Here is an 11008-nt window from a genome sequence, read left to right on the forward strand (position 1 = left end):
GCGCCCCGGGATCCGGAACGAACCGTTCCGAGGCGCGCAGTTCCTCCGGCGCCCAGGAACTCGACCCCGCCTGGGGGCCGGTGGCCAGGACGACGCTGTCGGCCCGGACGACCGAGCCGTCGGCCAGCCGGAGGTCCGCCCGGGTCCCGTGCCAGGCGCAGTCCGTCACCCGGCTGTGAAGGTGCCGCAGCGTGACGGTACGGGCGAGGGCGGCGGCGTCGGCCAGGGTGTCGGAGAGGTACGCCCCGTACGTCCCGCGGGCGGCGAAGTCGGCGCCGGTCGCCTTGGCGTCCCCGTGCCGGGTGAGCCAGCGCAGGAAGTGGGACGCGTCGTCCGGATGGCAACTCATCTTGTCGGCCGTGACGTTCAGCCGGTGCCGGTCGTCCTGGGTCGCGAACGCGGTGCCGGGCCCGGCCTGCTGCACCGGGTCGATCAGAAGAATCCTTAAGGGCGTACGACGCCGTGCGGCGGTCTCGCACAGATGGATGGCGACGAGCGTACCGGCGGGGCCGGCGCCGACCACCGCGACAGTGTGCTGGTCCTCGTGCACCTGCTCGGGCACTGCTACCTCCAGCGGACGTATTCTCCACCAACTCGATGGACTATATGAAAATGGTTCCTCAGGGGTATGTGCCCGTTCCACGCACGTGATGTGAATCACGAGGGGATCAACCGGGCGCAGAGGGGCAGTTGGCGCCATCGGGGCGCGAAGTCATGAGAGGTTTCGTTCCATGCGCATTTCGGCCAGAACGGATTACGCGGTGCGGGCCATGGCGGAACTGGCCCGCACCGAAGCCGTGCCGACCAAGGCGGAGCACCTCGCCGAAGCGCAGGACATCCCCCTGCGCTTCCTGCTGTCCATTCTGCGGGAACTGCGTCAGCACCGCCTGCTGCACAGTGTCAGGGGTCCCGACGGCGGATATTTCCTGGCCCGCCCCGCGGCGGAGATCACCCTCGCCGATGTGATCCGCGCGGTCGACGGTCCGCTCGCGAACGTACGCGACCTGCAGCTCAGCGGGCTCAACTACCCGGGCGCGGCCGCGGCCCTGCCCGACGTCTGGCGGGCCGTGCGCGTGAGCCTGAGGCAGGTGCTGGAATGCGTGACCCTCGCGGATCTCGCCCAGGGCCAGTTGCCGCCGCTCGTCCGCGGCCGGGCCCAGGAGTACGCCGACGACGTCCGCTACCCCTCCGGGCCCGCGGCCGTCGGCTGACGCGCCACGGGAGGCGCGTCAGGGAATCACCGGAACGGCGTCAGCGGAGCGTCATGAGGAGTAGAGCTCCGGGCGCCGGTCGTTCAGGTACGTGGTCGCGGCGCGGGCGCGCCTGAGCACCGCCGGGTCGACGTCGGCGATCAGCAGCCCCTCGCCCTCCCCGGGCAGCGCCCGCGTGGTGCCGTCCGGCGCCGCGAACGTGGTGTGCCCGCAGAAGCCGATGCCGCCGTGGCTGCCGCTCCAGTTGGCGTACGCGAGGTACAGCTGGCTCTCGAAGGCACGCGTCGGCACCAGGGTGCGGGCCACGAACTCCCAGGGGCGCATCAGTCCGGTGGGCACCAGCAGCACATCGGTGCCCGCCACCCCGTGCGCCCGCACGGCCTCCGGGAACTCGACGTCGTAGCAGACCAGCAGGCCCAGGGTCAGGCCCCGGTACGACGCCTGCACCACCCCCTGCTCGCCGGGGACGAACATGGCGCGTTCGCCCCGCCCGTACAGATGGGCCTTGCGGTAGACGGCGAGGGTGTCGCCCTCCGGGGAGACCAGCCGGGCGGAGTTGTGGAGCCGGTCGCCGTCGGTCTCCGGCCAGCCGTGCACCAGGGCGATCGAGAACTCACGGGCGATGGCGGAGACCTCGGCGCACTGCGGGCCGTCGACCGGACCGGACGCCTCCGCCAGGTTGGCCGGGAGCAGGGGATAACCGCCGATGGACATCTCGGGAGCGACGAGCAGCTCGGCACCCGCCTCGGCCGCCTGTCGTGCCGCCCGGCGCAACTGGTCCAGCGAGTGGGCCAGGCCGGTGGTGCCGCACGCCGCCTGCTGGCAAGCGATCCTCACGGGGGACGTCCTTCCGGAAGTCTGACGCCTTCGGCGTATGGGTGGCGTATGGGTTCCTCACGATAACCCGCACGTCCGGGGCGTGCGAGGGCGGTCGTGGCCCGGTTCTTGAGGGGGCGTGGCCGAAACATAGGGGTACCCCCTGCTTCGGCCATCGTGATAGACATGAAATCTGCCTGGGACACTGATGTTCCTGGTATATCCCGGCAAACGCATGGCAGTTGCTCCTGCCATACGGAACTTGAGGGAAAGAAATTTCGGCACATGGCTGAACTGCGAGAGAATAGCGCCTGGGTGCGCCGGTTCCATCCCTCCCCGGAAAGCAGCGTGCGGCTGGTGTGTCTGCCGCACGCAGGAGGCTCCGCTTCCTTTTATTTCCCGATGTCCCAGGCGCTTTCCCCGGCCGTCGACGTCCTGTGTCTGCAGTACCCCGGACGCCAGGAACGCCGGCAGGAGCCGGGCATCGAGAACATTCCCGACTACGCGGACGCCATCGCCGCCGAGCTGAAGCCCTGGCTCGACGTGCCCACCGCGTTCTTCGGGCACAGCATGGGCGCCATCCTCGCCTACGAGGTGGCACTGCGCCTGGAGCGCGAGGGGGCCGGACCGGTCGCCCTGTTCGCCTCCGGCCGCCGGGCGCCCTCCCGCTACCGCGAGGAGAACGTGCACCGCCGTGACGACGACGGCATCGTGCGCGAGATGCAGCTCCTGAGCGGCACCGACGCCCGCGTCCTCGGCGACGAGGAGATCCTGCGGATGGTGCTGCCCGCGATCCGCAGCGACTACACGGCCATCGAGACCTACCGGTCCGAGCCCGGGGCCGCCGTGCGCGCCCCGATCACCGTGTTCACCGGCGACCGCGACCCCAGGACCAGCCTGGAGGAGGCCGAGGCCTGGCGCGCGCACACCGAGGGTGAATTCGACATCCAGGTGTTCCCCGGTGGTCACTTCTTCTTGGCCAACCATTCGGCGAAGATCATTGAGATCGTCTCCGCGAAGACCTCCGCGGTCGGCTCACAGCGGCACTGACCGGACCACGGATCCGCGTCACTGAATAATGCGCGCGGCCCGGCCGACTGCCGGGCCGCGGGCCGGATTTCCGGGGGACGGACTTCCATTGCCTGTCAAAACATCCGAACGTGACACCCACCTCACCGAGCTGGCCGACATGCTGGGCAGCGCGGAGCAGGGCAGGGGGCGGCTGGCGCTCATCAGCGGCCCGGTCGCCTGCGGGAAGACCGACCTGCTCGACAGGTTCGCGGTGCAGGCACTCGCCCGCGACGCACTGCTCCTGGAGACCACCGGCTCCCGGTCGGAGCGCGAACTGCCCTTCGGCCTGCTGAAGAAGGTCTTCGACAACGCTGCCATGCCACCCGCGGCCCGCGCCGAGGTGACCGCCCTGCTGGACGGGGTGGACGGCGACGAGACCGACGCGGCGGCCCGCCTGCGCGTGATGTCCCGCGTCTCCTCCGTGCTGCTGCGGCTGGCCGAGGAACGCACCCTGGTCGTCACGGTCGACGACGTCCACTGGGGCGACGCGCACTCCCTGCAGTTCCTGCTCCACCTGGCCCGCCGCGTACGGCAGTCCAGAGTGCTCGTGGTGCTCACCGAGTCCACCCGGCTGCGCCAGGAACAGCTGACGTTCCACGTGGAGCTGCTGCGCCAGCCCAACTGCGGCCGCCTGCGGCTGCACATGCTCACCGAGCCGGGCGTCTCCCACGTGCTGACCGAGCACGTTTCCAGCGCCGTCGCCGACCGGCTGGCACCCGAGTGCCACCGCCTCACCGGCGGCAACCCGCTGCTGCTGCGCGCCCTGCTGGAGGACTGGCGGGCCGGTGGCGAGCACGGCGAGTCCCTGCAGCGGCCCGTACCCGGCGAGGCGTACGCCCAGGCCCTGCTCGGCTGCCTGCACCGCGGCACCCCCGATGTGCTGGCCATCGCCCAGGGGGTCGCCGTCCTCGGTGACGCCGGCTGCCCCGTGCTGGTCGGCGAGTTGCTCGGGCTCACCGTCGCCGTCGTCGAGCAGGGCCTGCAGGACCTGCACCAGTGCGCGGTGCTGGAGGGCGGCGCCTTCCGCGGCCCCGCCGCGCGTGCCGCCGTGCTCGACGCCATCCCCGCCCCCGCCCTCGCCGTGCTGCACCGGCGGGCCGCCGAGCTGCGGTACGGCGACGGCGCCGCCGCGCTCGACACCGCCCGGCACCTGGTCGCCGCCCGGCAGGAGCCCGAGCACTGGGCGGTGCCGGTGCTGCGCGAGGCCGCCGAGTACGCGCTGGTCGAGGAGGACCTGGAGTTCGCGCTGCGCTGCCTGGAGCTCGCCCACGCGGCCTGCGGGGACGCCCAGGAGCGCGCGGCCCTGCAGATCCGGCTGGTCAGCATCGCCTGGCGGCTGGGACCCGCGATTGCCGAAACGTATCTTCCCCGGCTCGTCACCGAGCTGGAGGCCGGCCGCGTCGCCCCGCGCGACATGGCGCTGGCCGCCTCGTACCTGGCCTGGTCCGGCCGGCTGGAGCGGGCCGCGGAGGTCGTCGCCCGGGTGGCCGGCGCGGCGGGTGCCCCGGTCGCGCTGGGCGCGATGGGCATGCCGGGCGCCGGACTGCTGGTACCGGGCGTCCTCGGCCTCTCGGGCGGCCTGGACGGGACGGGCGGCGGCGACGCCGTGCTCGGCTCGGGCCTGGCCGCGACCGCCCACTGGCTGACCACGCTCAGCCCACCGCTGCGGGCCCGCATCCCCACCGTCGGCGCCGCCACGGCGGCCGCCACCGGCCCCCGCGACCTGGCGGGCGACGCGCACGCGCAGTCCGCGGCCACCCTGAACACCGCGCTGACCGAAGGCCAGACGCACCAGGCGGTCGTCGAGGCCGAGCGCGTCCTGCAGCGCTACCACCTCTCCGACAGCACCCTGCAGCCGCTGGCCTTCGCCCTGCTGGCCCTCGTCTACGCCGACCGGCTCGACCTCGCCCAGTCCTGGTGCGAACGGCTGCTGGGCGAGTGCGCTACCCGCCGGGTGCCCTCCTGGCAGGCGCTGCTGTCCGCCGTGCGCGCGGAGATCGCGCTGCGCCAGGGCGACCTGCCGGTGGCCGCGCACCAGGCGCGGACCGCGATCGCCCGGATCTCCCCGGCGGGCTGGGGCGTGGCCATCGGGCTGCCGCTGGCCACCCTGATCCAGGCCGAGACCGGCATGGGCCGGCACGAGGAGGCCATGGCGCTCCTGGAACAGCCGGTCCCCGACGGGCTCTTCCACACCCTGCCCGGCCTGCACTACCTGCGCGCCAGGGGCCGCTGCCACCTGGCCACCGGCCGCTTCCACGCCGCCCTCGGCGACTTCATGACCTGCGGCGAGCTGATGTCCGCCTGGCGGGTGGACACCCCCCAGCTGGTGCCGTGGCGGCTGGACGCGGCGGAGGCGTGGCTGGCCCTGGACGAGACCGCGCGGGCCCACGGCCTCGCCGAGGAGCAGTTGCGGCGCAGCCCCGGCAACCGCCGGGTGCGCGGCGCGCTGCTGCTGATCCTCGCCCGCGGGGACGACCTCAAGCGCCGACTGCCCCGGCTCAAGGAGGCCGTCGAGATCCTGGAGGACGGCGGCGACCGGCTCCAGCTCGCGAGCGCGCTGGGCGAACTGGGCATGGGCTACCGCGCGCTCGGCGACTTCAACCGGGCCCGGGTGCTGGTCCGCAAGGCCTGGCACGTCGCCAAGGCGTGCGGGGCGGAGCCGCTGTGCCGCCAGCTGATACCCGGCCACGGCGACGGCTTCGACGTCGTCGCCGCGGACGGGCAGACCGGTGACGGTGACCCGGCGCAGCGCGAGGTCGAGGCGCTCACCGAGGCGGAGGCACGGGTCGCGCTGCTGGCCGCGCACGGGAACACCAACCGGGAGATCGCGTCCAAGCTGTTCGTCACCGTGAGCACGGTGGAGCAGCACCTGACGCGGATCTACCGGAAGCTGAAGGTCAAGCGGAGGCGCGACCTTCCGGCGAAGCTCGCCGACAGCAGCCTGACCGGGGCTTCCTGACGGTACGGCATACACACGGCGGCCCGGCTCTCCCTGCGGTGGGGGAGCCGGGCCGCCGTGTCCGGATCGCGGCAACAGGCTTACAGCAACAGGCTTACAACAGCCCCCGGTCCAGTGCCGTCATGACCGCCGCCGTGCGGTCGGAGACCCCCAGCTTCTTGAAGGAGCGCAGGAGGTGGGTCTTGACGGTGGCCTCGCTGATGAAGAGCCGGGAGCCGATCTCGGCGTTGGTGAGGCCCTGGCTGACGAGGCCGAGCACTTCGCGTTCGCGGCCGGAGAGGGGCGAGGGCTCCACGACCCGGGCGCGGAAGAGCTTGCCCGCGAGGGACGGGGTGAGGACCGTCTCGCCGCGGGCGGCGGTGTGCACGGCGTCGATGAGCTCCTGGCGGGAACTGCCCTTGAGGAGATAGCCCGCCGCGCCCGCCTCGACGGCGCGCAGGATGTCGGCGTCGTCCTCGTAGGTGGTGACGATGACGACCTTGGTGCCGGGGCAGCGGCGCAGGATGTGGCCGGTGGCGGCGACGCCGTCCATGCCGCCCATGCGCAGGTCGAGCAGGACGATGTCGGGCCGCAGGGCCTCGGCCTGGACGATGGCCTCCTCGCCGGAGCCCGCCTGGCCGACGACGGCGATGCCGCCGGCGGACTCCAGCATGGCGCTGAGGCCCTCGCGCACCACCGGGTGGTCGTCGGCCAGCAGGACCTTCACCGGCTCCGTCTCGCTCACTGCGTGCCCTCCTGGCCGACCGTGCCCAGCGGGACGGTCACTTCGATCGTGGTGCCCTGTCCGGGCGCGCTGCTGACGGTCGCCGATCCGTCGATCTCCGCGGCCCGGGCCTGCATGCCGCGCAGCCCGTAGCCCTCCTGGCGGTCGTCCGGGGTGAAACCCTGCCCGTCGTCGCGGACGACGACGCGGACAGTGTCCTCCTCGTAGGCCACCAGCACCTCGACCGTGCGGGCGCGGGTGGCGTGCTTGCGCACGTTGGCGATGGCCTCCTGGACCGAGCGCAGCAGGACGACGCTCACGGCCATCGGCAGCGGCCGCTCGGTGCCCTCGACCGTGCAGCGCGCGTCCAGGCCCGCCTCGGCGACCAGGCCGTCCGTCTGCCGCTGCACGGCCTGCACCCGGGAGCTGCCGCGCAGGGCGGGCGGGGTGAGGGCGGTGACGAAGTCCCGTGCCTCGGCCAGCGACTCCTTGGCCACCCGGCCGGCCAGCGACAGATGGGTGCGGGCCAGGTCGGGGGAGTCGGTCAGCTCCGCCTCGACGGTCTGCACCAGGCTGATGATGCTGGTCAGGCCCTGGGCGATGGTGTCGTGGATCTCCCGCGCCAGCCGCTCGCGCTCGGCGGCGATACCGGCCTCGTGGGAGAGCCGCGCCACCCGCTCGCGGCTGCGCTGGAGGTCCTCGATGAGCTGGCCGCGCTCCTCGCTCTGCGCCACGACCCGCTTGATCCACATCCCGAGCAGCGTGGACAGCGCGATGCTGAGCAGGGCGATGGGCAGCACCTGCAGGACGCTCAGCCCCAGGCTCTCGCCGCGGAACCACACCACCGCCACGCACCACAGATTGGCCGCGACGACCATGGCGATGGCCCGGGGCATCGGCACGCTCATGATGAGCATCGGTACGACGGCGAACATCGCGAAGGCCCCGGAGAGGCTGAACGCGGTGGTGACGGCGAACAGCACCAGCAGGACACCGGCGAAGACCATGTTCCGCCGGTCCCGGGTGTCGCTGACCATCAGCGGCCGGCCGAACCCCGCGTACCAGGGCACCATCAGCGTCAGCGCGCCGATGGCGAGCGCGTGGGCGCCGGAGATGAACAGCAGTGTCGCCGTGACGAAATAGGAGGCCGCGAAGAAGCCGTCCCACAGACCGAACCAGCGGGTTCCGGACTCGGGTCCGTAATACGCGCCGGTCTGGGGCACGTCGCGCTGAGCCTGTGGCACGCCTCGCTGGAAGTGAGTGCGCACGCCACTAGTCCTACCACGTGTGTCCACCGTGTCCACCGGACGGTGGACAGCCGGAACCCACCGGACAGTGGTCACGGCGGTGGGGGCCCCGCGCCTAGCGTGGACACCAGGACGCCGGCGACCTGGCGATCCGCAGCCAAGGGCCCTGTACGGGCGGGAGACAGCGCACATGAGCCACTTGAGTCAGTTCGTCACCGCACTCATAGCGAGTGGCACGATCCTGATCATTATTCTGGCCACCGACATCGGCCGTAAGCGCATCACCACCGCGCGCATGGTGCGCTCGGTGATCGCCGTGGCCGTCATCATCGCCATCTTCGTCCGCGCGTTCCCCACGCAGGGGAACGACGTCTCGCTGCAGCTCGTGGGCATCGGGGTGGGTGTGATCGCAGGCCTCATTGCGGGTACGTTGTTGCCTGCCTATCGTCATGAGTCCGGTGACATCTACACCTACGGCGGGATCGGTTACGCGCTGGTGTGGGTCGTGCTCTCCAGCGGGCGTGTCATCTTCGCCTACGGGGCCGAGCACTGGTTCACCGCCGATCTCATCCGTTTCTCCATCGACTACAAGATCAGTGGACGGGACACCTACTCCAACGCGTTCGTCTTCATGTCGCTGGCCATGGTCCTGACCCGCACCGCCGTACTGCTGACCAAGATGCGCCGGGTGCGTGCCGCCGAAGCCGCGCGGGCGGTCACGCCGGGACGGCAGAACGTCTGATCAGATGGAGAGGTCCCATCAGCCCGGCAACGTGCCTTGAACGAAGAACTTGGGTGAAGCAGCAGTGGAACGCATGGAAGATGTGAGGCTCCGGCCGCCCCGGCACCGGGTGGAGAGCCGCGCGGTCAACTGGTGGCGGCTGCAGGCAGCGCTGTTCGCCGTGCCGCTTCCGCTCACCTTCGGCATCCTGTGGGCCTCCATACCGCCCACCCGCCAGATCTTCATGTGGCTGACGCTGGCCTCCCTGGTGCCCGGCCTGCTCTACATGCTCGTGATGCCGTCCTGGCGCTACCGGGTGCACCGCTGGGAGGTCACCGACGAGGCGGTCTACGCGGCCTCCGGCTGGCTGTGGCAGCAGTGGCGGGTGGTCCCGCTGTCCCGCGTGCAGACCGTGGACACCCTGCGCGGCCCGCTCCAGCAGATCTTCAAGCTCTCCGGGGTCACCGTGACCACCGCGTCCGCCTCCGGAGCGGTGAAGATCAAGGGCATCGACCACGCCATGGCCGACGACCTGGTGGCCCACCTGACCCGGTTCACCCAGGCCACCCCGGAGGACGCGACGTGAGCCGCGAGACCGTCGCCGGGACGGCGGAGCACGCCGCGCGGCCCGAGTGGGGCCGGCTCAACTCCCGGCTGATCCTGGTCAACCTCGCCATCCTGGTCGCGCCGGTCGTGATGTTCCTGGCCGACCTGGCGATCACCGGGGACGCCGGCCTGCAGGCCCTGATCACCCTCGGCTCACTGTTCATCACCTTCCTGGTCGTCAGCGGCATCGGCCTGATGCGGCTGTTCACCACCCGCTACCGGGTCACCGAGCACTCCGTCGAACTGCACTCGGGACTGCTCTTCCGCAGCAGGCGCTCGATCCCGGTCGAGCGCATCCGCAGCGTCGACCTGACCGCCAACCCGGTGCACCGGCTCTTCGGGCTCACGACGCTCAGCATCGCCACCGGCGAGCAGAGCGCCTCCGCGAGCCACCGGCTGGCCCTCGACGGCATCAGCAAGGCGGACGCCGTCGAGCTGCGCCGCCGCCTCATCGAGGCGCGCGACGCCCGGCGCGGCTACGCCGTCCCGGTCGAGGACGACGGCCCGATCAGCGAACTCGACTGGTCCTGGCTGCGCTACGGCCCGCTGAGCGTATGGGGTGTCGGCGGTGTCCTCATCGCCGGCGCCAGCGTCTACCGCACGCTGCACGAGCTGAAGGTCGACCCGCTGAAGTGGGGGTTCGTCAAGGACCTGGAGCACCGCTTCGGTTCGGTCCCGCTGTGGTACGGCATCCTGGCGTCCCTCGTGGTCCTGGTGGTCCTCGGGATCGCCGGGTCCACCGCCACCTTCGTCGAGAGCTGGTCGGGCTACCGGCTGACCCGCGAGGAAGGCGGGATGTTCCGGGTCCGCCGCGGCCTGCTGGTCACGCGCTCGGTCAGCATCGAGGAACGGCGCATGCGCGGTGTCGAGCTGGTCGAGCCGATCCCGCTGCGCTGGGCCAGGGCGGCCAAGCTCAACGCCGTCGCCAGCGGCCTCGGCAGCCTGGACGACAACCGCAAGCGCCGTATGCTCACCCCGCCGGTGCCCCGCGCGGAGGCCCGCCGGGTGGCCGCCGAGGTGCTCGGCACGGACCGCTCGCTCGTCCTGCGGGCCGGGCTGACGCGGCACCCCAGGGCCGCCCTGCGGCGGCGCGTCAACCGGGCACTGATGTGGACGGTGCTGATCACCGCGGTGCCGGTCGGCCTCGGCCTGTGGCTCGGCCCCGGCCTCGTACGGGCCGGGCTGATCGGCGGAGTCGTCCTGCTGCTCGTCCTGCTCGCCTTCGCGGTCGACGCCTACCGCACCCTCGGGCACGGGATGCGCGGCCGCTACCTCCTCACCAGCTCGGGGACGTTCGCGCACCGCACGGTCGCCCTGCGGCAGGAGGGGATCATCGGCTGGAAGATCACGCGGACGCCCTTCCAGCGGCGGGCCGGACTGTTCACCCTCGGCGCCACCACGGCCGCCGGGGAGGGCGTCTACAAGGTCCACGACGTGACCGACGCCCAGGGAATCGCCCTCGCGGAGCAGGCCGTGCCCCAGCTCCTCCTCCCGTTCCTGGAACGGGCACCCCGGTCCGCCGCACGCGGCTGACCGACCCGAAGACCAACTGGCGAATCCCCCGGGAGGTGGAGGGGCGGACCGAAAGGCCGCCCCTCCACCTCTAAATTTTTTACCCCCGGCCCCGGCCAACTCCTTGCCCCTATCGGCTTCCTCGGGCACCCTGGTGAATTA

The 11008-nt window shown here is 71.8% G+C and carries 10 protein-coding genes; 6 read left to right on the plus strand and 4 right to left on the minus strand.

The genetic code is table 11. The annotated features are described in order from the left end of the window. A partial coding sequence (locus tag K6I34_RS04530) for an FAD/NAD(P)-binding protein (protein WP_229322753.1) occupies positions 1 to 562 on the minus strand: 562 nt, incomplete at its 3' end. A gap of 169 nt (positions 563 to 731) precedes the next feature. Here K6I34_RS04530 and K6I34_RS04535 point away from each other — a divergent pair. Continuing rightward, positions 732 to 1211 carry an Rrf2 family transcriptional regulator gene (locus K6I34_RS04535; RefSeq protein WP_229322754.1) on the plus strand — a complete coding sequence of 160 codons (480 nt, stop codon included), beginning with the start codon at positions 732 to 734 and terminating at the stop codon, positions 1209 to 1211. Positions 1212 to 1262: 51 nt separating this feature from the next. On the opposite strand, the gene K6I34_RS04540 is transcribed toward K6I34_RS04535, so the two are convergent. Next, a complete protein-coding gene (locus K6I34_RS04540; protein WP_229322755.1) occupies positions 1263 to 2048 on the minus strand; it encodes a carbon-nitrogen hydrolase family protein in 786 nt (261 codons plus the stop codon). 264 nt (positions 2049 to 2312) lie between these two features. Here K6I34_RS04540 and K6I34_RS04545 point away from each other — a divergent pair, with 264 nt between their 5' ends. Both K6I34_RS04545 and K6I34_RS04550 read left to right on the plus strand, forming a co-directional pair. Then, entirely contained in the window at positions 2313 to 3077 is a 765-nt protein-coding gene (locus K6I34_RS04545) for a thioesterase II family protein (RefSeq protein WP_229322756.1), read from the plus strand. Positions 3078 to 3165: 88 nt separating this feature from the next. Next, positions 3166 to 6057 carry a LuxR family transcriptional regulator gene (locus tag K6I34_RS04550; RefSeq protein WP_229322757.1) on the plus strand — a complete coding sequence of 964 codons (2892 nt, stop codon included), beginning with the start codon at positions 3166 to 3168 and terminating at the stop codon, positions 6055 to 6057. 94 nt (positions 6058 to 6151) lie between these two features. Here the strand turns inward: K6I34_RS04550 and K6I34_RS04555 are convergent, their stop codons facing one another. Together K6I34_RS04555 and K6I34_RS38540 are read right to left on the minus strand one after the other, a co-directional pair. Next, the gene (locus K6I34_RS04555) at positions 6152 to 6781 is read right to left on the minus strand and encodes a response regulator transcription factor (RefSeq protein ID WP_308293959.1); all 630 of its coding nucleotides are present in this window, start codon (positions 6779 to 6781) and stop codon (positions 6152 to 6154) included. Continuing rightward, complete coding sequence (locus K6I34_RS38540; protein ID WP_229322758.1) at positions 6778 to 8028, minus strand: sensor histidine kinase; 1251 nt, start codon at positions 8026 to 8028, stop codon at positions 6778 to 6780. Before K6I34_RS38540 ends, K6I34_RS04555 begins: the two co-directional genes overlap by 4 nt. Before the next feature lie 169 nt (positions 8029 to 8197). Here K6I34_RS38540 and K6I34_RS04565 point away from each other — a divergent pair, with 169 nt between their 5' ends. The 3 genes from K6I34_RS04565 to K6I34_RS04575 all read left to right on the plus strand — a co-directional run bounded on the left by K6I34_RS04565 (position 8198) and on the right by K6I34_RS04575 (position 10867). After that, positions 8198 to 8749: a hypothetical protein gene (locus K6I34_RS04565; RefSeq protein WP_229322759.1), complete on the plus strand. Its 552-nt coding sequence runs from the start codon at positions 8198 to 8200 to the stop codon at positions 8747 to 8749. A gap of 73 nt (positions 8750 to 8822) precedes the next feature. Beyond that, positions 8823 to 9314: a PH domain-containing protein gene (locus K6I34_RS04570; RefSeq protein WP_229322760.1), complete on the plus strand. Its 492-nt coding sequence runs from the start codon at positions 8823 to 8825 to the stop codon at positions 9312 to 9314. Beyond that, on the plus strand, positions 9311 to 10867 hold the full coding sequence (locus K6I34_RS04575; protein WP_229322761.1) for a PH domain-containing protein: 1557 nt from the start codon (positions 9311 to 9313) through the stop codon (positions 10865 to 10867). The genes K6I34_RS04570 and K6I34_RS04575 overlap by 4 nt, the downstream gene beginning before the upstream one ends. Positions 10868 to 11008 lie beyond the last annotated feature (141 nt).

This window comes from Streptomyces sp. UNOC14_S4 (assembly GCF_020740835.1).
Lineage (GTDB): Bacteria > Actinomycetota > Actinomycetes > Streptomycetales > Streptomycetaceae > Streptomyces.